This is a genomic window from Sphingomonas sp. AC522 (assembly GCF_979258125.1).
On record NZ_OZ409836.1, the window covers coordinates 1,262,142 to 1,283,894 of the forward strand.

Consider the following 21,753-nt stretch of genomic DNA (forward strand, 5'->3'; position numbering starts at 1 on the left):
CCGCTTTTCGAACCGGGGAGATTCTTGCCAGATGTCAGACGCTTCGATTGCCCCGGCGACCGCCGAACAGCTTCGTGCGGAGATCGTGCGCCGGTATGAGACGCTGAGCAAGCGGCTCAAGCAGATCGCGCGCTACATCCTGGACGAGCCCAATGATATCGCATTGGAGACGCTCGCGGTGATCGCGGCGCGCTGCGGAGTCCAGCCCTCGGCGATCGTGCGCTTCGCCAAGAGCTTCGGATTCGAAGGCGCGAGCCAGATGCAGCGGCTGTTCCGCGACGGGCTGCTGAGCAACAATGCCGCGCTCGGCTATTCGGAGCGCGTTCGCCAATTGGGTGAGACCGCCAACGATCATGGGGCCGATCCCGCAGAGCTTCTGGCGGAGTTCGTCGAGGGTAATACGCTGGCGATCCAGAATCTGATGCAGACGGTGAGCGGCGCGGAGATGAAGGCCGCGGTCGATGCGATCGCGGCGGCTGAAACCGTCCATGTCGTCGGCTTTCGCCGCTCATTCCCGGTGGCGTCGTACATCGCCTATTCGCTGCTCCAGGCGGGCAAGCGGACGATCTTCATCGATGGCGTCGCGGGGCTGGCGCTGCAGCAGGTTCAGTCGATGCGCGAAGGCGATCTGCTGATTGCGATCAGCTACCAGCCTTATTCGGAAGAGACGGTGGCGATCGTCGAGGCAGTGCGGTCGCGCGGGCACGATGTGCTCGCGATCAGCGACAGCCTGGTCAGCCCGGTCGCCAAGCCGGCGCAGCACGTGCTCCAGGTCCGCGAATCGGAAGTGCGCAAATTCCGCTCGCTTTCGGCCTCGATGTGCCTCGCCCAGGCGCTGGTGATCAATTTCGCCTTCGAGGCCAACCGCAAGCCCGCGAAACGGCGGACAAAGTCCAAACAGGACGAGAAAAAACATCTGTTCCAACCATAGAAATTTCTGAAACAGATGTTGCAAATAGAACGGGGTTGGAATAGGCGTTACAGACCACGGAGAGGCGGTCTGACAAGCAAATGGCTGAGGGCATGGGGGCATCAGGCGGAGAGCGCCGGCTCGATCTGATCACGCTGGGGCGTGCCGGGATCGACCTGTATGGCGAGCAGATCGGCGGCCGTCTCGAAGACATGGCCAGCTTCGCCAAATATATCGGCGGCAGCCCAACCAACACCGCGATCGGGGCATCGCGGCTTGGGCTCAATGCCGGGCTGTTGACGCGGGTCGGCGACGATCATTTCGGGCGCTTCATCCGCGAGGAATTGCGGCGCGAAGGTGTCGAAACGCTGGGCGTGAAGACCGATCCCGAGCGGCTCACTGCGCTCGCGATCCTCGGCATCCGCGATCCCGATACTTTCCCGCTAATCTTCTACCGCGAGAATTGCGCGGACATGGCGCTGGCCGCGGACGATGTGGACCCCGCATTCGTCGCGCAGGCAAGCGCGCTGCTGGTCAACGGAACGCATCTTTCGCAACCCGGCGTGTTCGCCGCGAGCATGAAGGCCGCCACGCTAATGAAGGCGCAGGGCGGGCGCGTGGTGTTCGACATCGACTATCGCCCCGTGCTGTGGGGCTTGGCGGGCAAGGCCAATGGCGAGGATCGTTTCGTCGCCAGCGGCGCGGTGACGGCCGAGCTGCAGAAGGTGCTGCCATTGTGCGACCTGATCGTCGGCACCGAGGAAGAGGTCCATATTCTGGGCGGCACGACCGACACCGTTGCGGCGCTCAGGGCGATCCGGGCGAGCAGCGATGCGTTGCTGGTGTGCAAAAGAGGCCCCAAGGGCTGCGTGGCATTTCCTGGGGACGTGCCGGACGATCTCGACGCTGGGATCGTCGGGCGCGGCTTCCCGATCGAAGTGTTCAACGTGCTGGGCGCAGGCGACGCATTCATGGCGGGGTTCCTGCGCGGCTGGCTGCGCGGCATGCCGGTCGAGAAATGCTGCGAGATGGCCAATGCCTGCGGGGCGATCGTCGTGTCGCGGCATGGCTGCGCGCCGGCCATGGCGTCGTGGGAGGAATTGCAGGTTTTCCTGCGCGGAAGCTGGCCGCACCGCCTGCGCGAAAGCGCTGAGCTCGAGCAGTTGCATTGGTCGAGCAACCGGCATGGCGAACATGACGATCTGACCGTGCTCGCGATCGACCATCGCAGCCAATTCGACGATCTTATTGCCGATCTCGGCACGGGCGATGCCGAACAGGTCTCGCACTTCAAGAACCTTGCGCTCCAGGCCGTCGAGCGGCTGGCGCGGGGCGACCGCCGCTATGGCATGCTGCTCGACGGCCGCTTTGGCGCACGTGCGCTGGAGGCGGCGGGGGACCTGCCTTATTGGATCGGGCGGCCGATCGAGCTGCCGGGCTCGCGCCCGATAGAATTCGAAGGCTCGCCCGATGTAGCGATGACGCTGCGCGAATGGCCGATCAATCATGTCGTGAAGTGCCTGGTCTTCTATCATCCCGACGACGATGCAGAGATGATCGCCCGGCAGGACCGCCAGATCCTGCGGCTGTTCGACGCATGCCGGGCGACGCGGCACGAATTCCTGCTTGAGATCATCGCGTCCAAGCATGGCCCGGTGGACAGCCAGACGATCTCGCGGGTGATCGACCACGTCTACGCGCTCGGTGTCTATCCGGATTGGTGGAAGCTCGAGCCTGCCGAGAACGATGCGACCTGGGGCCAGATCGAGGCGGCGATCCTGCGCCACGATCCGCTCTGCCGCGGCATCGTGTTGCTCGGGCTTTCGGCGCCGCAGAACGAATTGCTTGCGGGGATCACGACTGCGGCGCAGTTCGAACTGGTCAAGGGCTTCGCAGTCGGGCGGACGATCTTCCACGATGTCGCAGCGCAGTGGCTCTCGGGCGATATCGACGATGCCGGCGCGGTGGATGCGCTCGCAGAGAATTTGCGGGTATTGGCGGATGCATGGCGCACGGCGCGTCAATGCAAGGAAGTGGCGGCCTGATGAGCAAGACTGTGCGCCTGACCACGGCACAAGCCCTGACCCGTTATCTCGCGGCGCAATCGGTGGAAATCGATGGTGCGGTGGTTCCCTATTTCGCCGGCGTCTGGGCGATCTTCGGTCACGGCAATGTCGCTGGCATGGGCGAGGCGCTGGCGGGGATGACCGGCGAGCTGCCGACCTGGCGCGCGCATAACGAGCAGGGCATGGCGCATGCCGCCATCGCCTTCGCCAAGCAATCGCGGCGCCAGCGGGCAATGGCCTGCACCACTTCGATTGGGCCGGGCGCGACCAATATGGTGACCGCGGCGGCGCTGGCGCATGTCAACCGGCTGCCGGTGCTGTTCCTGCCGGGCGACGTCTATGCAACGCGGCGGCCCGATCCGGTGCTCCAGCAGATCGAGGATTTCGCCGACGCTACCGTGAGCGCGAACGACTGCTTCAAGCCGGTCTCGCGCTATTTCGATCGGATCATGCGGCCGGAGCAAATCCTCGACGCGCTGCCGCGGGCAATGGGCGTGTTGACCGATCCTGCGAGCTGCGGGCCGGTGACGCTTTGCCTATGCCAGGACGTACAGGCCGAGGCCTATGACTATCCCGAAAGTTTTTTCGCGCCCAGGATTTGGGGCCAGCGGCGCGTGCGGCCCGATACGGGCGAGCTGGCTGCCCTGGCCGATGCGATCAAGGGGGCGAAGGCGCCGCTGATCGTGGCGGGCGGCGGCGTGCTCTATTCGCGAGCGGAAGGCGTGCTGGCCGAACTGGCTGGGCGCACCGGCATTCCGATCGCGGAGACGCAGGCGGGTAAGGGTGCGCTGGCGTGGGATCATTCGCAGGCATTGGGCTCGATCGGCGTGACCGGAACCAGCGCCGCCAATGCCGCGGCGGAGGCGGCAGATGTCGTGATCGGCGTCGGCACGCGGCTACAGGACTTCACGACAGGATCGAGGACATTGTTTGCGGGCAAACGTCTTTTCCAGGTGAATGTTGCGCAGCATGACGCGGGCAAGCATGCCGCCGAGCCGGTGCTCGGCGATGCGCGCGCGGTGCTCGAAGAACTGGGCGCTTTGCTCGGCGGCTGGCAGGTTCCGAACGACTGGCGCGAGGCAAATGCTGCAGCCGTCGTCGAGTGGAATTCGGCTTGGGACGCAGCAACCGGAGCGGGAAATGCGCTGCCTTCGGACGCGCAGGTGATCGGTGCGGTGTGGCGGCAGGCGGGCGAGAACGCGACCGTGGTGTGCGCCGCAGGCGGGCTTCCCGGCGAACTGCACAAGCTTTGGCGCTCGCACCGGCCCGGCGGCTATCATGTCGAATATGGCTTCTCGTGCATGGGCTATGAAGTCGCGGGCGGACTGGGGGTCAAGATGGCCACGCCCGATAACGACGTGTACGTCATGGTCGGCGACGGCTCATATCTGATGCTCAATAGCGAGCTGGCGACTTCGGTGATGCTTGGCCAGAAGATCACAATCATCCTGCTCGACAATCGCGGATATGGCTGCATCAACCGGCTCCAGCAGGGCACCGGCGGACGGCCGTTCAACAATTTGCTCGCCGATAGCCAGTACGAGACGATGCCCGATGTCGATTTCGCCGGACATGCGCGCAGCCTTGGTGCGACTGCCGAAAAGGTGACCGGTGTCGCCGATCTAGAAGCGGCGCTGGTCCGCGCCAGGGCATCCCCCAAAAGCTATGTCATCGTCATCGACACCGATCCGATGATCACCACCGAGGCCGGCGGCTATTGGTGGGACGTGGCGGTGCCAGAGATCTCGGAGCGCCCGCAAGTCCAGGCCGCGCGCCGCGAATATGAAACCAGGATTTCCGGAGAGAGAAAATGAGCATCCGCTGGGGCGTTAGCCCGATCGCATGGTGCAATGACGACATGCGCGAGCTGGGCGGCGATACCACGCTCGACGAGCTGCTGACCGACGTGAAGGAAATCGGCTTCGACGGGGTCGAACTCGGCAACAAGTTTCCGCGCGATCCCGAGGCGCTGGCGCCGATCATGTCGCGCTACGGGCTGGATATCGTCGGCGGTTGGTATTCGTCCAACCTGCTGACGCGCGATGCCGATACCGAGATTGCCGCGCTCGGAAATCATCTGGCGCTGCTCGAATATATGGAATCGAGCGTGTTCATTCTCGCCGAGACTTCGAACGCCGTACATTGCGACCGCTATGGCAGCCGGCTCGACACCCATCCGGTGCTCGACGCGGGCGACTGGAAGCAGTTCGGCGAGCGGCTGAATACTGTGGCGCGCTTCATCAATGATCGCGGGCTTCGCTTCGCTTATCACCATCATCTCGGTACCGTGGTCGAGACCAAGGACGAATTGGAACGCTTCTTCGATGCGACCGGCGATCATGTCGGGCTGGTGCTCGATACCGGCCATGCATTGTTCGGCGGGATCGAGCCGATCGACGTGATCAAGGCGCGCCCCGAGCGCGTGACTCACGTCCATTGCAAGGACATCCGCCAGTCCAAATATGACGCCTTCCGCGCCGATGGGACGAGCTTCCTCAACGGCGTGGTCGGCGGCATGTTCACCGCACCCGGCGACGGCGATTACGATTACGCGCCTTTCATGCGCGCGCTGGCCGGTATGGACTATTCGGGCTGGATCGTGATCGAGGCCGAGCAGGATCCCGCGATCGCCAATCCGCGCGATTATAGCCAGCTTGGGCTCGATACGCTCAAGGCGCTCGCCAAGCAGGCCGAGCTCGCCTGATGTCGCTGCTGGTCCATTCGCGCGAGCCCGCTGCCGACGGAACGGTGCTCGAAGTCACGCCCGAGAGTGCTGGCTGGGAGTATGTCGGGTTCCGCGTGATCAAGCTCGCCGCGGGCAATGCTTATGCGCATCGCGAGGAAGGCCGCGAAGCTTGCCTAGTGGTGCTCTCAGGAAGCGTCACCATCGAAGCCGGGGGCGAGCGCTTCAACGATCTGGGCGGGCGCAAGTCTGTTTTCGATGGCGCGGCGACTTCGGTCTATCTGCCGTCTGGTACCGACTATGCGATCACCGCCGAGAGCGATGCCGAAGTGGCGATCTGCACCGCGCCCGGCACCGGCAAGGGCAGAGTCCGCGTGATCTGCTCAGACCAAGTCGAAATTCGCGGCAAGGGCAGCAACACGCGGCATGTCCGCAACATCCTGTCGGACACCGACGAGGCCGAGAGCCTGCTGGTGGTGGAAGTGATCACCCCCGGCGGGAATTGGTCGAGCTATCCGCCGCACAAGCATGACCGCGATGCGTATCCCGAGGAGACCTTCCTCGAGGAAACCTATTACCACCGCCTCTCCCCGCCGCAGGGCTTCGCCTTCCAGCGCGTCTATACCGACGAGCGCGATATCGACGAGACGATGGCGGTGGAGGATGGCGACTGCGTGATGGTGCCGCGCGGCTATCATCCGGTCGGAGCGCCGCATGGCTACGACCTTTATTACCTCAATGTGATGGCCGGACCCCGGCGCAACTGGGTGTTCCGCAACGATCCCGCGCACGACTGGATCGTGCGCTAGCAAGGAAGACTTTGGTGAGACAGATCGACCATTTCATCGCCGGCGGGTTTGCCGGTGCGGCATCGCGCAGCGGCGACGTGTTCAATCCGAGCACGGGCGAAGTGCAGGCGAAAGTCGTGCTCGGCGCGCAAGCTGAGCTGGAAGCGGCCGTCGCAGCTGCGGCGAAGGCACAGCCGGGCTGGGCGGCGACCAATCCGCAGCGCCGCGCGCGCGTGATGTTCAACTTCAAGGCCCTGGTCGAAGCCAATATGGAGGAGCTGGCGCGGCTGCTCGCCTCGGAGCATGGCAAGGTGATCGCCGACGCCAAGGGCGATCTCCAGCGCGGTCTCGACGTGATCGAATTCGCCGCGGGCATTCCGCATGCGCTGAAGGGCGAATATACCCAGGGCGCAGGACCTGGAATCGACGTCTATTCGATGCGCCAGCCGATCGGGATCGGTGCGGGGATCACTCCGTTCAACTTCCCGGCGATGATCCCGATGTGGATGTTCGGGCCGGCAATCGCGACGGGCAACGCCTTCCTTCTCAAGCCCAGCGAGCGCGATCCGAGCGTGCCGGTGCGGCTGGCGGAATTGATGATCGAGGCCGGGCTTCCCGAGGGTATCCTGCAGGTAATCCACGGCGACAAGGAGATGGTTGACGCGATTCTCGATCACCCGGCCATCGGCGCGGTGAGCTTCGTCGGATCGTCCGACATCGCCCATTACGTCTATTCGCGCGGCGTCGCGGCGGGGAAGCGCGTCCAGGCAATGGGCGGCGCCAAGAATCACGGCATCGTCATGCCGGACGCCGATCTCGATCAGGTCGTGAACGATCTGTGCGGCGCGGCATTCGGCTCGGCCGGCGAGCGCTGCATGGCGCTGCCGGTGGTGGTGCCCGTCGGAAACCGCACCGCCGATGCCCTGCGCGAGCGGCTGATCCCGGCGATGGCGGCGCTCAAGGTTGGCGTGTCGAGCGACGCGGATGCGCATTACGGTCCCGTCGTGAATGCCGCGCACAAGCAGCGCGTCGAAAACTGGATCCAGACCGGCGTGGACGAAGGCGCAGAGCTGGTTGTCGATGGCCGCGGTTTCCAGCTCCAGGGCCATGAGCAGGGCTTCTTCATCGGACCGAGCCTGTTCGACCATGTCACCACCGACATGCAGGCCTATCGGGAGGAGATTTTCGGCCCGGTCCTTCAGATCGTCCGCGCACCCGATTTCGAGACCGCACTGCGCCTGCCGAGCGAGCACCAATATGGCAACGGCGTCTGCATCTTCACGCGCAACGGGCATGCCGCGCGCGAATTCGCGGCACGCGTAAATGTCGGCATGGTCGGCATCAACGTGCCGATTCCGGTGCCGGTCGCCTACCATAGCTTCGGAGGCTGGAAGCGCTCGAGCTTTGGCGACACCAACCAGCACGGCATGGAAGGCGTTCGCTTCTGGACCAAGGTCAAGACAGTCACTCAGCGCTGGCCCGATGGCGGCGGCACCGGCGACAGCGCCTTCGTCATCCCGACGATGGGATGACGCCGCACACATGAACCAATAGGCTCGCAAAGACCGCAAAACGGCGGCGAGGGGGAGAGGACAGGATGCTCAAGGCTTTCGCGACCGGACCGGACTTGCCGCTCCGCACCGACATCGACGTGGATGCCGCGTATCGGCGGCATCGCACGAGCATCATCATCGCGATCACCGCCGGCTATGCCGTAAGCTATATGTGCCGGCTGGCGATCAACGTGGTCAAGAAGCCGCTGATCGATGGCGGCATCTTCACTCCCGAAGATCTAGGCCATATCGGCTCGGCGCTCTTCTATGCTTACGCCGCGGGCAAGCTGATCAACGGCTTCGTCTCCGACCATGCCAATGCCCGCAAGTTCATGGCGATCGGCCTCGCAATGTCGGCACTGTGCAACATCGTCATGGGCTTTTCGACGACGGTGCTGCTGGCGACGATCGTGTGGGGGCTCAACGGCTGGTTCCAGAGCTATGGCGCGCCGGCCTGCGTGGTCAGCCTCGCCAGCTGGTTCTCGAATAAGGAACGCGGGCGCTATTATGGCATCTGGTCGACCGCGCATTCGATTGGCGAGGGGCTGACCTTCCTGGTCACTGCCTCGCTGGTCGCCGCTCTGGGCTGGCATTGGGGCTTCTGGGGACCGGGCATCGCGACGATGGTTGCCGGGGTCGCCACTTATTTCGCGATGTCGGATCGTCCGCGCACGATGGGGCTTCCGGCGGTCGCCGATTGGAAGGGCGACCGCTACGAGCCGACCGAGGCCGAAGCCGCGGCGATCGCAGCGACGCCCCCCAAGGGCGTGTTCGCGACGCAGCTGAGCATCGTCGCCATCCCCGCAGTGTGGATAGTCGCAGTCTCCAGCGCGCTCGTCTATGTCACGCGCTATGCGATCAATAGCTGGGGCATCCTCTATCTGCAGGAAGTGCGCGGCTATTCGCTGATCGAGGCAGGATCGATGCTGACGATCAGCACGCTGGCGGGAATCGCGGGCGCGGTGGCCTTCGGCTTCATCTCCGACAAGTTCTTCGGCGCGCGGCGGCCGCCGGCCAATCTGATATTCGGTATCGTCGAGATCATCGGGCTGGTGCTGTTCTTCTATGGCCCCGACGGCGTGCTCTGGACAAGCCTGTCGATGGTGCTGTTCGGGCTGGGCATGACCGGCTTAGTCACCTCGGTCGGCGGACTGTTCGCGATCGATATCTGCCCCAAGCGCGTCGCGGGCGCGGCGCTCGGGATGGTCGGCGTGTTCAGCTATCTGGGCGCGGGCATCCAGGAGACGGTCAGCGGCAAGCTGATCAATGGCGGCATGACCATGGTCAATGGCGTGCGCCACTATGATTTCACTGCGGCGATCTATTTCTGGATAGGCGCTTCGGTGGTGTCGGTGCTGCTTGCATCGACGCTGTGGAACACGCGCTTGCGCGACTGAGGAAGACCCATGAACCGACGCAAATTTCTCTGGGGTGCCAGCACCCTGACGCTATTGGCTGGCCTGCCCGCGCGCGTTCTCGCCGCGATTGCGCCGGGATATCCGCGCCTGCTCGAAGGGCCGATGATCGGCGCCTCGACCACGCAGAGCTTCACGGTGTGGAGCCGGGCAAGCGGGACATTTGGCGTCGCAGTCGAATATGCCAGCGACCGTGCGTTCAGCGATGCGAAGACCACGCCAGTGGTGCAGGCGGATGCGGCGGACGATCATGTCACGCGGATCGACGTGACCGGCCTCAAGCCCGACACGACCTATTATTACCGCATCAAGACCGACGGCATCGCCGATCGCAATCAGCCGATCCCGTTCCGCACGCGGACTGCGCCGGCGGGCAAGCGCCCGATTCGCATCGCCTTCGGGTCGTGCTGCCGCGTGCAGATCGACCAGCATCAGCCGGTATGGGACGCCATCACCGCGATGGAGCCCGACCTGTTCCTGTGGCTCGGTGACAATATCTATGCCGACAGCGATGCAGAGGCGGCGTTCACCGACAATTATGCGCGCCAGCGCGCGGTCTCCAGCCTGCAACCGCTGCTCCGCTCCGTGCCGCAGCTGGCGACGTGGGACGATCACGATTTCGGCTATAACGATTCGGACGGACGCAATCCGGTCAAGCCGATGACGCTCAAGCTGTTCAAGCGCTGGTGGGGCAATCCGACGGCGGGCACGGCGGAGACGCCGGGCATATTCTTCCGCCACAGCTTCGGCCCCGTGGACATCTTCGTGCTCGACGGCCGCTACCACCGCGATCCGCCCGCCGCGCCGAACGGTCCGAACAAGACGATGCTCGGCGCGGGGCAGAAGGCCTGGCTCAAGCGCGAGCTCAAGGCATCGAAGGCGACCTTCAAGCTGCTCGTCTCGGGCACCGGCTGGTCGTGCGCCGAGAGCGGCGGCGACAGCTGGGCGATGTATCTCGACGAGCGCAACGAACTGCTCGACTTCATCCGCGACAACAAGGTCTCGGGCTGCCTGGGGATTTCAGGTGACGTTCACATGGGCGAGGCCAATTGCGTACCCTGGAGCGAGAAGGGCGGATACGACTTCTACGATCTGGTCAGCTCGGGGCTGGCGCAGTTGCTCAGCCCCAAGTTTGTCGATCAACTCCCCGAAGTGCGGCTGCGTGCGCCTTGGGTGGGCAGCGCCAATTTCGGAGTACTCGACTTCAGCTTCGATCCCGAGCCGAAGGTCGAAATGAGCGTGCGCAACGTGATCGGGTCGCCCGTGTGGGATCCGATCGTGGTCAAAGGCGCCGATCTGGTGAACGGCCGCTCCAGCTGGAAGACGGCCATCGATCCCAAGGAGCAGAAGCGCCGTGACCGCGTGTCCGCGGGCGGCAGCTATTATGGAGTTGAGAAGTGATGCGTTTCGAAATGGTGGCAATCACCCGCGAGGAGTTCGAGGCGATGAAGGCGCGGCTGCCCAAGGCGACGTCCGAAGGATTGTTCGACACCTACCGGATCAGCCAGAACACCTGGTACAAATTGCGCGATGGACTGCCGGTCAAGCGCAAGACGATCGAGCAGCTCCGCGCCCGCTACGCCCAGGTCGCGACGCTATGAGCAAGCGTCCGCTCCGCATCGCATTGATCGGCTCGGGCTTCATGGGCCGGGCGCATGCAATGGCCTTTGCGGCAGCGGGGCGGACGTTTGATCTGGCCGTGGAGCCGGTGCTGGAAATCCAGGCGGACCGCGATGCCGAGACTGCGGCCAAAGCCGCGGCGCAGCTTGGCTTCGCGCGCTCGACCGGCGACTGGCGCGAGGCTGTGACGGATCCGGCGGTCGATCTGGTGGCGATCGCCACGCCCAATCTGCTTCATGCGCCGATCGCGCTGGCGGCGCTGGCGGCGGGAAAGCCGGTCTATTGCGAAAAGCCGCTGGCGGCGACGCTGGCGGAATCGCAGGCGATGGCGGATGCCGCAGCGGCTTCGGGCCTGCCGACGGCGGTGGGGTTCACCTATCTGTACAATCCGATGATTACGGTTGCGCGGGAGCTGATCGCTTCGGGCGAGGTCGGTGAGGTCACTGCGTTCCGCGGCATCCATGCCGAGGATTTCATGGCCTCCGCGGATGCGCCGTTCAACTGGCGCTGCGAGCCCGAACAAGCGGGCGGGGCGCTTGCCGATATCGGCAGCCACATCATTGCGATGGCGCGGCACCTGCTGGGCGAGATCGCCGAAGTCTCAGGCACGTTGCACACCGCGCATGCGACGCGGCGCACGCCCGACGGCACCGCGCGCGAGGTGCGCGTCGACGACCAGATGGACGCGCTGGTCCGCTTTGCCGGCGGCGCCACCGGCACGTTATCGGCAAGCTGGATCGCCACTGGGCGCAAGATGGGGCTGGGCTTCGAAGTGAGCGGGACCAAGGGCTCGATCGTCTTCACCCAGGAGCGTTTCAACGAGCTCCAGCTGTACCGCGTTGGGCCGGGGATCAACAATGGCTTCACGACGATCATGGCGGGTCCCGGACACGGCGCCTATCGCGATTTCTGCCCGGCTTCGGGGCATCAGATCGGCTATAACGACTTGAAGACGATCGAAGTGAAGGCGGCGATCGACGCAGTGCTCGGCGAACTCGAGCAACGCCAAGGATTTTGCCGACGCGCTCAAGGTCGAGCAGGTCGCCGACGCGATCCGGCGCTCGCACCGCGAAGCGCGCTGGGTGGCGCCCTAGACCCGGGCGAGGGCGACCAGCAGCTCGCCCTGGAGCGCGGGGGTCGCGGCGAGCACGGTCCCGCCCATCAGAGCGAGGGGCTCGCCCAGCGTGTTGGTCACCAGCCCGCCCGCTTCGCGCACGATCACGGCACCCGCGGCCATGTCCCACGCGCTGACCGACTGCTCCCAATAGGCATCGTGCCGGCCGCACGCGACCCAGGCCATGTCGATCGCCCCGGCGCCGAGGCGCCGGATGCCGGTGACCTTGTCGGTCAGCCGCTCCATCTCGGCATGGAATTGCGCGTGGTCGGGCTTGGTCGCGAAGGGAATTCCGACGCCGAGCACCGCTTCGCCCAGCGTTGCCCGCGAAGAGATACGGATCGGCGAATCGTTTAGCCACGCACCCGCGCCCTCCTCGGCCCAGAACAGCTCTTCGAGCACTGGCACATAGGTCACGCCGGCAATCACATGCCCGGCGCGAGCGAGCGCGATGTTGACGGCGAACAGCGGCGATCCGGTCAGGAAATTCGTCGTGCCATCCAACGGATCGACGATCCACACATGCTCCCCATCCTCGCCCTCCTGAAGCCCGCCCTCCTCGCCGAGAAAGCCGTAACTCGGCGCATGCGCCATCAGCGCGGCCTTAACCGTTTCCTCGGCGCGCACGTCCGCTTCGCTGAACATGTCGGCGACGCCGGCCTTGTTCTGGATGGTGAGCGAAGCGATCCGCGCGCGGTCTTCGATCAGGCCGGCACCGGCACGGCGGGCGGCGGCGATCATGGCGATGATGTTTTGCGATTGGGTCATGGCGCTATGAACATAAATTCCAACTGAATATCAATATGGAATATTTTTTATCAGACACGGCGCGACGCATGGATCAGGCTCGGCGGTTCGCCGTCCATTCGCTGATGCTGGAGAAAGTGGTGCCCGGGGACGGATTCGAACCGCCGACACTGCGATTTTCAGTCGCATGCTCTACCAACTGAGCTACCCGGGCATCTGGTCCGGCGAACGCCGGAAGCGCGCTCTTAGTCAGGGTCGCGGGCGCTGTCCACGGTAAATGCTTGTGGGTCCACCGGCTCGCCGGGAACGCGGTAGCCCTCGCCCAACCATTGCAGCAAGTCGCGGTCCTTGCAGCCGCGCGAGCAGAAGGGCTTGAAGTCGTTGGAGGGCAGCTGGCCACAGATCGGGCAGCCGTTACGCTTGGCCATCATACTTCCTTCGCCGATACGAATTGCATCGCACTGCCGGTCCTCCGCGCCAGTTCGGCAGTCCAGGACGGCTGCTGCGCGAGACGGCGTGCGATTCGCTGGCTCACCATATGGGTAGCCGGAAGCGGCGGGGGAAGGCGTTCGGCGCGGCGCAGTTCGGCTCGGGTCTCGGCGCCCGTCGGATCCATGCGGAGCAGTTCGGGCAAGGAGGGGCGGAGGCGGCGGCGCACGATCTGCAAGAAACCGAAGCCGTTGACAGTGGTGCGCTCGAAGGGCTGGGGAAGCGCGGCGTCGATCGCCTCGGCCACGGCCTGGCGCGCCGCCTTGCTGGTGAGGGTCGGGAAGTCCACGCCGATCGATCCGGCGATGCCATGGCGTTCGCAGGCGCGGGCAACGGCGTGCGCAGCGGCGACGGCGAGCGCATCGTGCGGGGCCGGACCATCGACGTCGAACAGCGCCATTGCGGGGGTCGGCGATAGGCGGAGCGCGCCGCCGGCAAAGACGATCTCGCCGGTGATCGCTTCCTCCAGGACTTCGGACCAGCCCGCTTCCTCCAGCATGTCGGGCTCATGCGCGCGGGCGGTGCGCACGGGCAGACCGGAGGCGGTGATTTGCGCGAGCAGGTCGGGGCCATGCCCGAGCGGCTCGTCGGTCGGTACTGCCTTGGGGAGCTTGGGCCGGCCGGGTTCGGGGATCGCCTCGCGCACGATCAGCGCGCGGAAGCGGCCGCCCTGGGTTACCTTCGGAAGCGGCGAGCACAAAGCTTCGCCCCCGTCTTCGAGCGTGATCCGCGCGGTCGAGCGGTCGGTCATCCGCGCCTCGACGACGCTGCCGACGCGTGGGCCCGAGCCTTCTAGTTCGATCCGTGCCTTCCAGATGCCCCCGCGCGAAACCAGCGCAGCGCGGTTTTCGCCGATCCCGGCTTCGTAGAGCCACTCAGCCAAGAGCGAGTCCGGCGCTCAGCAACAATGCGCGGGTCTCGAACACCGGCAGCCCGACGACGCCCGAATGGCTGCCCGAGAGGAAGCGGACGAACGCCTCGGCCTTGCCCTGGATGGCGTAACCGCCAGCCTTGCCCATGCCTTCGCCGCTGGCGACGTACCAGTCGATCTCGGCCGGGGTCAGACGCTTGAAGGCCACCACGGTATCCGAGATGCGGGTGCGCGCCTTGCCGTCCATGCCGATCGCGCACACCGCCGAATAGCAATGGTGGCGGCGGCCCGAGAGGAGCGCGAGCATGCGGCGCAGATCGGCTTCGTCCTCGGGCTTGGCGAGGATGCGGCGGCCGACCGCGACGGTGGTGTCGCCGGCGAGGATGATCTCGTCGTCAGCGCGTGCCACTGCCTGTGCCTTGGCGATGGCGATTCGCAGCACATAGGGGCGGGGCAATTCGCCCGGCAGCGGGTCTTCGTCCACATCGGGGGCGGCGACGCGCGCAGGCTCGATCCCGATTCGCTTGAGCAGATCGAGTCGGCGTGGCGATGTAGAGGCAAGGACGAGCTTCAAATGACCATTCTTCCGTCATGCTGAACTTGTTTCAGCATCCATCTATCCAATCGCAAACATGCCGCTTGTGGCGCGATGGATCCTGAAACAAGTTCAGGATGACGGCCCGCAGGCCGTCACTTGAAGCGGTAGGTGATACGGCCCTTGGTCAGGTCGTAGGGCGTGAGTTCGACAAGGACTTCGTCGCCGACCAGCACGCGGATGCGATTCTTGCGCATCTTGCCGGCGGTGTGACCCAGGATCTCATGATCGTTTTCGAGCTTAACGCGGAACATGGCGTTGGGCAGAAGCTCAACGACCTGGCCGCGCATTTCAAGCAGTTCTTCTTTGGCCAAAAAATACCTCTTACGGTGTGACGCCCGCGTAAAATCGCGGTGCCTTTACTCTGTGACGGGGAAAAAGGAAAGCACGACTGCCACTTGCGCTGGCTGCGGCGCTCCGGCACTTACATTGGTGTAAGTACTGCCCCGTTCAAGGGGCGGCGGGAGAGGCGGATGGCAGAGGCATATATTGTCGCGGCGACGCGGACGGCGGGCGGGCGCCGGAACGGCAAATTGATGGGCTGGCACCCGGCCGATCTGGGCGGCGCGGTGCTTTCGGAGATCGCGGCGCGCAGCGGGATCGACCCCGCCGCGATCGACGATGTGATCATGGGCTGTGTCGGCCAGGCCGGCGAGCAGGCGCTGCATATCGGGCGCAACGCCGTGCTCGCCTCGACATTGCCGCAGAGTGTGCCAGCAGTGTCGATCGATCGCCAATGCGGCAGCTCGCAACAGGCGATTCAGTTCGCAGCGCAGGCAGTGATGTCGGGCACGCAGGACGTGGTGATCGCGGCGGGCGTCGAGCATATGAGCCGGGTCCCGATGGGGACTTCGGTGGTCGGCGCCAAGCCGTTCAGCCAGAAGGCGCTCGATCGCTTCGGGGTGCGCGGGTTCAGCCAGTTCACCGGCGCCGAGATGATCGCGCGCAAATATGGCTATGACCGCGAGCGGCTCGACGCTTATTCGCTGGAAAGCCACCGGCGGGCGGCCGCGGCTGTCGAGCGGGGTGATTTCGACGACGAGATTCTGGCGCTGGAGATTGGCGACGGGGAGCTTCATGCACAGGACGAAGGCATCCGCTTCGACGCGAGCATGGAAGGGCTGGGCAGCCTCAAGACGCTGACCGAGGGCGGGGTGATCACTGCGGGGAACGCCAGCCAGATCTGCGATGGGGCATCGGCGGTGATGGTGGTGAGCGCGGCGGCATTGAAGGCGCACGGCCTGACACCGCTGGCGCGGATCCACAATCTGACGGTGACTGGCGGGGATCCGGTGGTGATGCTCGAGGAGCCGTTGTTCGCGACCGACCGGGCGTTGCAGCGCGCGGGGATGCGGATCGAGGATGTCGACCTGTACGAAGTCAACGAGGCGTTCGCGCCGGTGCCACTGGCGTGGCTTGAGCACACGGGCGCCGATCCCGAGCGGCTGAACGTCAATGGCGGGGCGATCGCCTTGGGGCATCCGCTGGGGGCCTCGGGGACCAAGCTGATGGCGACGTTGGTGCATGCGCTGCGCAAGCAGGGCAAGCGCTACGGGCTGCAGACGATGTGCGAGGGCGGCGGGATTGCCAACGTGACGATTGTCGAGGCGCTCTGAGGCGATGGTACCGCGCCCTCTTGATCCTCCCCGGAACGGGGAGGGAGACCAGCCGCAGGCTGGTGGAGGGGGCGTGCTGCGAAGGAAACCCTATGAGGAGAGCCCCCTCCGTCAGCCCCGGAACAAGTCCGGGGCTGCCACCTCCCCGTGCGGGGGAGGATCATTTTAGTGGGCGTTCTCACCGGCATTCGAATCATCGAGTTTGGCGGGATCGGGCCGGGACCATTTGCGGGGATGATGCTGGCCGATCATGGCGCGGAGGTGACCCGCATCGAGCGGCCGGGGGCGGTATTTGGGCCGCATGCGCTGGCGCGGTCGCGGACGGTTGTAGGGATCGAGCTCAAGTCGAGCGAAGGCGTGGAGCAGGCCCGCGCGCTCTGCCGCGGCGCCGACGGGATCATCGAGGGGTTTCGGCCCGGGGTGATGGAGCGGCTCGGGCTCGGGCCGGCAGTGCTGATCGGGGACAATCCGGGCCTTATCTACGGCCGCATGACCGGCTGGGGTCAGGATGGGCCGCTCGCCCATGCGCCGGGGCATGACATCAATTATCTCGCTGTGGCTGGACTGCTCGACGGGATTGGGGTTCCCGGCCAGCCCCCGGTGGTGCCGGTCAATTATATCGGCGATTTCGGCGGGGGCGGGATGCTGCTCGCCTTCGGGATGGTCAGCGCTTTGCTGGCGGTGCGGATGGGCGCGCCGGGGCAGGTCGTCGACGCAGCGATGACCGATGGCGCGGCTTTGCTGGCGAGCATGAGCTGGGGGTTCAAGGCGGCGGGGATGTGGCGCGACGGGCCGGCGGCGAATCTGCTGAGCGGGGCCGCACCTTTCTATCGCTGCTATGCCTGCGCCGATGGCCGGCATGTCGCGGTCGGGGCGATCGAGCCGCAATTCTATGCGGCGCTGGTGGCCGGGCTCGGCGAGGACGGGGGATCCCAGATGGACCCCAGCCAATGGCCTGCGCGCACCGAGCGCTTCGCTGCAATCTTCGCGACGCGCGGTCGCGACGAATGGGTCGCGCATTTCGCGGCCGAAGCCTGCGTGTCGCCGGTACTGACTTTCGACGAAGCGGCGACGCACCCGCACAATCTTGCGCGCGGCACCTTTGCCGGCGGTGCGCCGTCGCCGGCGCCGCGCTTTTCGCAAACACCGGCTTCGGCCCCCCAACCACCGAAATGGAGAGACGCATGAAATTCGAAGGCACGGCCGCCGTGGTCACCGGCGGGGCATCGGGATTGGGCGCGGCGACGGCACGGGCGCTGGCCGCGGCCGGGGCCAAGGTCGCCTTGTTCGACATGAACGCCGAGAAGGGCGAGGCACTGGCGGCCGAGCTTGGCGGGGTGTTTTGCAAGGTCGATGTCCGTTCGGACGATGAAGTCGATGCGGCGTTTGCCAAGGCGCGCGAAGTGCATGGCCAGGAGCGGATTCTGGTCAACTGCGCAGGGGTCGGCAACGCCTACAAGACCGTCAGCCGCGACCGCAATACCGGCGAGATCAAGCAATTCCCGGCGGCGGCGTTCGATTGGGTGATCCAGGTCAATCTGGTCGGCAGCTTCCGCTGCATCGTCAAGAGCGCGGCGGGGATGCTGACGCTTGAGTCCGATGAAGCCGGCGAGCGCGGGGCGATCGTCAATACCGCGTCCGTCGCCGCCGAAGACGGGCAGATCGGGCAGGCGGCCTATTCGGCATCGAAGGGCGGGATTGTCGGGATGACGCTGCCGATCGCGCGCGACCTTTCGGGCGAGGGGATTCGGGTCAACACGATCCTGCCGGGGATTTTCGACACCCCGCTGATGAACGCCGCGCCGCCACAGGTGAAGGACGCGCTGGCGGCGTCGGTGCCGTTTCCGAAGCGGCTCGGCAATCCGGATGATTATGCCAGCCTGGCGCTGGAGATGCTGCGCAATCCCTATTTCAACGGCGAGGACGTCCGTCTCGATGGCGCGATCCGCATGGCGCCGCGGTGACGATGCGGGCCACGGCTCCGGATCCACCGCGCCGCATCATCCGGACTGACGCGGCGCTTGCAATGTAGGATTTCAAATGCTTGGCTTACGCGGCTGGCGCATCGCGGCCGCTCTTTGACAGTGCCGGTCCCTCCTTCGTCAAGGCCCATGGTCAGTGCGAACATTGGGAACATTCGCGGCGAGAGCGACGGAGAAGAGGTGGGGATGGCAGGTAGCAATTGGCGCGACGATCCCGAATTGGTGGCGCTGGCCGATGGCGCGGCGCGCTTCTTCGAGCGCGAAGCGCCGCCTGAGCGAATCGCGCAATGGCGCGAGGCGGGGCAGGTCGAGCGGGCGTTCTGGCGGCAGGCAGGCGAGGCCGGTCTGCTCGGGGTATCGATCCCGGCCGAATATGGGGGCTCAGGAGGCGATTTCCGGCATGACGTGACCTTGGTCGAGCAGGTCGGCAAGCATGGGGTCGAGGGGTTCGCACTGTCGCTGCACAATGTGATCATCCTGCCCTATGTGCTCGCGCACGGCACCGAGGAGCAGAAGCAGCGCTGGCTGCCGAAACTGTGCTCGGGCGAGAGCGTGGCGGCGATCGCGATGAGCGAGCCGGGGGCGGGATCGGATCTGCAATCAATCCGCACCACTGCGCTCAAGGATGGCAACGGCTATCGGATCAACGGCGCCAAGACCTTCATATCCAATGGCCAGATCGCCGACTTCATCATCGTGGTGGCGAAGACCGATCCCGAGCAGGGCGCCAAGGGGGTGTCACTGCTGGTCGTCGAGACCGGGGAGGCGGAGGGCTTTCGCCGCGGCAAGGCGCTCGACAAGATCGGGCTCGATGCGCAGGACACCAGCGAATTGTTCTTCGACGATGTCTGGGTGCCGGCGGATAACCTGCTCGGCACCAGCGAGGGCCAGGGCTTCCGCCAATTGATGGCCGAGCTGCCGCGCGAACGGCTGGTGATCGCGATTTCGAGCGTGGTGACGATGGACAAGGCGGTGGAAGTCACCGCCGAGTACACCAAGGATCGCAAGGCGTTCGGCCAGCGTGTATTCGATTTCCAGAATACTCAGTTCAAGCTCGCCGAGTGCAAGGCCAAGGCCGAGATCGCGCGGGTCTATGTCAATGATTGTATCGAGCGGCAATTGGCGGGGACGCTCGATCTGACCAGTGCCGCGATCGCCAAATTATGGGTCACCGAGGCCGAGGGGCAGGTGGTCGATGAATGCCTTCAGCTGCACGGCGGCTATGGCTATGTGAACGATTATCCGATCGCGCGGATGTGGCGCAATGCGCGGGTTCAGCGGATCTATGGCGGATCGAGCGAGATCATGAAGGTGCTGATCGCGCGCTCGCTCTAGGGCTTGGCCGGGTCTGCCGGATTGTGCTTGGCCAGGAAGGTCTCGAGCCGCTTGAGGAAGTCGATAATGTTGGCGGGCTCGTCCAGCCCATGCCCCTCGTCCTTGTAGAAAATGGGCACGACTTCGCTGGGCGTGCCCTTGCGCAGTGCCAGCGCGGCAACGAACTGGTGCGCCTGCTTGGCGGGCACATTGGTATCGCGCTCGCCATGCGCGATGAGCACCGGGATATTGAGGCGCGCGGCCTGCGCCAGCGGTGACAGGGCCTTGAGATCGGTCTCCTTCTCGCCGCGTACCCGTTGCTCCCATTGCTTGAAGTAGCGCGGCGCGGCGAACATCTTGCGATCGTGCTTGAGCATGCCGGGCAAGTCGGTGACACCGGCAAGGCTGACGGCGCAGCGATATTTGTCCGGGTTCCGGATTGCGCCCCACAAAGCGACATAGCCGCCATAGGATGCGCCCATCGTGCAGACGCGCTTGGGATCGACCACGCCCTGCTTGACCAGCCAATCGACGCCGTCATCGACGTCGTCCTGCATCTTGCGGCCCCATTGGCCATAACCCTGCTCGACGAAGCGCTTGCCATAGCCGGTCGAGCCGCGGAAATTGGGCTGGAGCACGGCATAGCCGCGGCTGGCGAGAAACTGGACATAGGGATCGTAATTCCAGCTGTCGCGAACGAACGGCCCGCCATGCGCCAGCACGACGAGTGGAAGCCCCTTTTCACCTCGGCCGAGCGGCAGCGTCAGATAAGCAGGGATCGCCAGCCCGTCGCGGGCGGAATAGCCGACCGGCTTGACCGGTGCCAGATGCATCGCCGCCAGCTTTTCGAAGGGCTGGCTCAGGCGTTCGAGGCGCCGCGCGGCCTGGTCGAACAGATAGAAGGTGCCCGGATCGGAAGCGCTTCCCGCCCAGATCAGCAGGCGATTGCCGTCGAGGCTACGGTCACGAATCTGCACTTCGGCGCCGGGTAGCGCCTTGTCGAGGCGCTCCTGGACCTTGCTCATTGCCGGTTCGACCCACGCCACCCGTGAGCGATCGTCCTCGTACGAAACCCCGGCGATGCCGCGGGTCGCCGGATTGGCGACGATTGCCGTCACATCGACGCGAGGATGCTCGTAGATCACATCGCCGGTCGCGCCGGTGCGGAAATCGAAGCGATAGGCGGCAAACCGGTCCGAACGGGCATTAGTGATGATCGCCCCGCCCGCCTCGCCGGGAAAGAAATAGACTGAATCCACCGTGCCTGCCGTCCCCTTGATCTCGGGAGATTTGACCTTGGCAAGCGGCGCATTGGGCTGTTCGCGGTACCACATCGTCCAGCGGTCGCCGTCATAGGCGATGCCCGCGCGGACCACGCCCGCACTGTCGGCAAACCAGTTCCAGACATTGGGCCGCGCTTTTTCGACATAGGTCGCGATGTTCGTGTTGAGGTCGATACGCTTGACCCAAGGCGTGCCGCCGATCGATTTCTGCGTCGCGAGGAGCAGCCAATCGCCCTTGGGATCGATATGGAGGATTTCGCCGGCGAAGGGAGTCCTGCCCTCGGGATCCAGGTCCCGGTGTGCCTTGGTCTTCAGATCGACGACACTGATGTTCGAGATCGTCATCTGGATGCCGAAGAAATTGAAGATCGTCGCGTTGGTGACGAGCAGACGTCCGGATCCGGCCCAGTGGATGGTGGCCATGCTCGATGCGGGGGCTTCGTAATATACCGGTTTGCGAGTGCTGGCATCGGCCTCGAACACCACGAGCCGGGATTTCGAATTACCGTTCTCCACTGCGGCGATCTTCTGACCGTCGGGTGAGAGCGACAGTCCCGTAAAGGCCGGCTTTTCGGCAAAGGCCGCCGCGTCGGGCATCTTGGGTGTGGCTTGCGGCGTGGATTGCTGTGGCGCCGCCGCGAGATGCGCGGTCGCGATTAGAAGCGCAGCCGAAGCCGCCAGCAGCGATAGCGCGCGCATCCAGATGC

19 protein-coding genes, 1 tRNA gene and 1 pseudogene are annotated in these 21,753 nt (G+C 65.0%); 14 read left to right on the forward strand and 7 right to left on the reverse strand.

The features are described 5' to 3' along the window. The first annotated feature begins 31 nt into the window (after nucleotides 1–31). The 10 genes and pseudogenes from ACZZZM_RS06360 to ACZZZM_RS06405 all read left to right on the forward strand — a co-directional run. Entirely contained in the window at nucleotides 32–931 is a 900-nt protein-coding gene (locus ACZZZM_RS06360) for a MurR/RpiR family transcriptional regulator (protein ID WP_463594263.1), read from the forward strand. A gap of 80 nt (nucleotides 932–1,011) precedes the next feature. Further along, nucleotides 1,012–2,955 carry a bifunctional 5-dehydro-2-deoxygluconokinase/5-dehydro-2-deoxyphosphogluconate aldolase gene (locus ACZZZM_RS06365; protein WP_463594264.1) on the forward strand — a complete coding sequence of 648 codons (1,944 nt, stop codon included), beginning with the start codon at nucleotides 1,012–1,014 and terminating at the stop codon, nucleotides 2,953–2,955. After that, nucleotides 2,955–4,790 (forward strand): 3D-(3,5/4)-trihydroxycyclohexane-1,2-dione acylhydrolase (decyclizing), encoded by a 1,836-nt coding sequence (gene iolD, locus ACZZZM_RS06370; RefSeq protein WP_463594265.1) that lies wholly within the window; start codon nucleotides 2,955–2,957, stop codon nucleotides 4,788–4,790. The genes ACZZZM_RS06365 and iolD overlap by 1 nt, the downstream gene beginning before the upstream one ends. Next, nucleotides 4,787–5,680 (forward strand): myo-inosose-2 dehydratase, encoded by an 894-nt coding sequence (iolE, locus tag ACZZZM_RS06375; RefSeq protein WP_463594266.1) that lies wholly within the window; start codon nucleotides 4,787–4,789, stop codon nucleotides 5,678–5,680. Before iolD ends, iolE begins: the two co-directional genes overlap by 4 nt. Further along, a complete protein-coding gene (gene iolB, locus ACZZZM_RS06380) occupies nucleotides 5,680–6,468 on the forward strand; it encodes a 5-deoxy-glucuronate isomerase (RefSeq protein ID WP_463594267.1) in 789 nt (262 codons plus the stop codon). The genes iolE and iolB overlap by 1 nt, the downstream gene beginning before the upstream one ends. 14 nt (nucleotides 6,469–6,482) lie before the next feature. Further along, on the forward strand, nucleotides 6,483–7,979 hold the full coding sequence (locus ACZZZM_RS06385; RefSeq protein WP_463594268.1) for a CoA-acylating methylmalonate-semialdehyde dehydrogenase: 1,497 nt from the start codon (nucleotides 6,483–6,485) through the stop codon (nucleotides 7,977–7,979). A 65-nt stretch (nucleotides 7,980–8,044) separates the two neighbouring features. Then, nucleotides 8,045–9,397 (forward strand): MFS transporter, encoded by a 1,353-nt coding sequence (locus ACZZZM_RS06390; protein ID WP_463594269.1) that lies wholly within the window; start codon nucleotides 8,045–8,047, stop codon nucleotides 9,395–9,397. A gap of 9 nt (nucleotides 9,398–9,406) precedes the next feature. Next, nucleotides 9,407–10,816, forward strand: a complete 1,410-nt coding sequence (locus tag ACZZZM_RS06395; RefSeq protein ID WP_463594270.1) for an alkaline phosphatase D family protein — start codon at nucleotides 9,407–9,409, stop codon at nucleotides 10,814–10,816. Continuing rightward, entirely contained in the window at nucleotides 10,813–11,016 is a 204-nt protein-coding gene (locus tag ACZZZM_RS06400; RefSeq protein ID WP_463594271.1) for a hypothetical protein, read from the forward strand. The genes ACZZZM_RS06395 and ACZZZM_RS06400 overlap by 4 nt, the downstream gene beginning before the upstream one ends. Then, nucleotides 11,013–11,867: pseudogene (locus ACZZZM_RS06405) on the forward strand (Gfo/Idh/MocA family protein); the annotation flags it as partial. The gene ACZZZM_RS06400 and the pseudogene ACZZZM_RS06405, both read left to right, overlap by 4 nt. A gap of 258 nt (nucleotides 11,868–12,125) precedes the next feature. Here ACZZZM_RS06405 and ACZZZM_RS06410 read toward each other — a convergent pair. From ACZZZM_RS06410 to infA, 6 genes are all read right to left on the reverse strand, one after another. Continuing rightward, nucleotides 12,126–12,917: an inositol monophosphatase family protein gene (locus tag ACZZZM_RS06410; protein ID WP_463594272.1), complete on the reverse strand. Its 792-nt coding sequence runs from the start codon at nucleotides 12,915–12,917 to the stop codon at nucleotides 12,126–12,128. A 117-nt stretch (nucleotides 12,918–13,034) separates the two neighbouring features. Further along, nucleotides 13,035–13,110, reverse strand: a tRNA-Phe gene (locus ACZZZM_RS06415). A gap of 31 nt (nucleotides 13,111–13,141) precedes the next feature. Beyond that, entirely contained in the window at nucleotides 13,142–13,324 is a 183-nt protein-coding gene (locus ACZZZM_RS06420; RefSeq protein ID WP_463594273.1) for a DNA gyrase inhibitor YacG, read from the reverse strand. Beyond that, nucleotides 13,324–14,268 (reverse strand): ribonuclease, encoded by a 945-nt coding sequence (locus ACZZZM_RS06425; protein ID WP_463594274.1) that lies wholly within the window; start codon nucleotides 14,266–14,268, stop codon nucleotides 13,324–13,326. The genes ACZZZM_RS06420 and ACZZZM_RS06425 overlap by 1 nt, the downstream gene beginning before the upstream one ends. Beyond that, nucleotides 14,261–14,830 carry a Maf family protein gene (locus ACZZZM_RS06430; RefSeq protein WP_463594275.1) on the reverse strand — a complete coding sequence of 190 codons (570 nt, stop codon included), beginning with the start codon at nucleotides 14,828–14,830 and terminating at the stop codon, nucleotides 14,261–14,263. The genes ACZZZM_RS06425 and ACZZZM_RS06430 overlap by 8 nt, the downstream gene beginning before the upstream one ends. A 116-nt stretch (nucleotides 14,831–14,946) precedes the next feature. After that, nucleotides 14,947–15,165, reverse strand: a complete 219-nt coding sequence (gene infA / locus ACZZZM_RS06435) for a translation initiation factor IF-1 (RefSeq protein WP_010162480.1) — start codon at nucleotides 15,163–15,165, stop codon at nucleotides 14,947–14,949. A gap of 159 nt (nucleotides 15,166–15,324) precedes the next feature. On the opposite strand from infA, the gene ACZZZM_RS06440 reads away from it, so the two are divergent. From ACZZZM_RS06440 to ACZZZM_RS06455, 4 genes are all read left to right on the forward strand, one after another. Further along, a complete protein-coding gene (locus tag ACZZZM_RS06440) occupies nucleotides 15,325–16,467 on the forward strand; it encodes an acetyl-CoA C-acetyltransferase (protein WP_463594276.1) in 1,143 nt (380 codons plus the stop codon). Nucleotides 16,468–16,635: 168 nt separating this feature from the next. After that, nucleotides 16,636–17,655, forward strand: coding sequence for a CaiB/BaiF CoA transferase family protein (locus ACZZZM_RS06445; RefSeq protein WP_463594277.1), 1,020 nt, complete (start codon nucleotides 16,636–16,638; stop codon nucleotides 17,653–17,655). Then, complete coding sequence (locus tag ACZZZM_RS06450) at nucleotides 17,652–18,431, forward strand: SDR family NAD(P)-dependent oxidoreductase (RefSeq protein ID WP_463594278.1); 780 nt, start codon at nucleotides 17,652–17,654, stop codon at nucleotides 18,429–18,431. Before ACZZZM_RS06445 ends, ACZZZM_RS06450 begins: the two co-directional genes overlap by 4 nt. 204 nt (nucleotides 18,432–18,635) lie before the next feature. After that, nucleotides 18,636–19,784: an acyl-CoA dehydrogenase family protein gene (locus tag ACZZZM_RS06455; protein WP_463594279.1), complete on the forward strand. Its 1,149-nt coding sequence runs from the start codon at nucleotides 18,636–18,638 to the stop codon at nucleotides 19,782–19,784. Here ACZZZM_RS06455 and ACZZZM_RS06460 read toward each other — a convergent pair. Beyond that, nucleotides 19,781–21,745, reverse strand: a complete 1,965-nt coding sequence (locus tag ACZZZM_RS06460) for a S9 family peptidase (RefSeq protein WP_463594280.1) — start codon at nucleotides 21,743–21,745, stop codon at nucleotides 19,781–19,783. The genes ACZZZM_RS06455 and ACZZZM_RS06460 overlap by 4 nt on opposite strands. Between the last annotated feature and the right edge of the window lie 8 nt (nucleotides 21,746–21,753).